This window comes from Stenotrophomonas maltophilia group sp. RNC7 (assembly GCF_030910085.1).
GTDB classification, from domain to species: domain Bacteria; phylum Pseudomonadota; class Gammaproteobacteria; order Xanthomonadales; family Xanthomonadaceae; genus Stenotrophomonas; species Stenotrophomonas sepilia.
In genome coordinates this window covers 1-687 of sequence record NZ_JAVFVN010000445.1, presented here as the reverse complement: position 1 = coordinate 687, position 687 = coordinate 1, and the positions used below count along the sequence as shown (strand labels likewise).

Annotated in this window: 1 protein-coding gene; it reads right to left on the bottom strand. The window is 35.8% G+C overall.

The features are described 5' to 3' along the window. Nucleotides 1-466, bottom strand: a 466-nt coding sequence (locus tag RCF13_RS07815; RefSeq protein ID WP_308141038.1) for a phage tail sheath C-terminal domain-containing protein, incomplete at its 3' end; no start/stop codon positions are given. Nucleotides 467-687: the final 221 nt, after the last annotated feature.

The window sequence follows — 687 nt, the reverse complement described above, 5'->3', positions numbered from 1 at the left end:
TGATATAGATTTTCTCTATACTATCAACAGGCTGAATATAGCAATTAATGACTACTGAATCTATATCTTTACCAGCTTCAACGGTAACATCTTCCGCTGTGAAATTTTGAATTGCATTGAGCCTTTGAAGTTCATTGAAATACTCAATTAAACTTGCCCTCAACAAACTTCTTCCTGCTGCATTGTTATTAACCTTGCCTACATAATTGCTTTCAAAGATGATCGTAATATCATTGTTGATATTATCTATTACCCTTATGATTCTGTTCTTCGAGAACATTTTGCCTTTATCGACGGTCTCAGATGTAAAGGAATTAATGTCATAAACACAAGTGACATTTTGAGCAGAATCTACCTTAAAGATAAATTCTCCATTGATGATAGCAGCTTCCATCTCCGACTTAGTTTTTTTAGTTACTACATCGATGGCTCCGACATATTTTTTTCCTGTATTGGATTGATTGATGTTAGCTCCTGCGGTTGCTCCTGCTACCCATGCAGTTAATTCTTCTGTAGATACTTCTTTACCTCAATCCAAAAGGATCTTATCAGTTACATTGATAACTCCTTCAAAATCAGCTTCGTGGTTTGCTAATACGGCTTGCGATTTAATGCCTTCATCATCCCTCATAGCCTTAATCCAAGTCGCTATCGTCTGTTTATTTGTGATATCAGAATATGGATAGG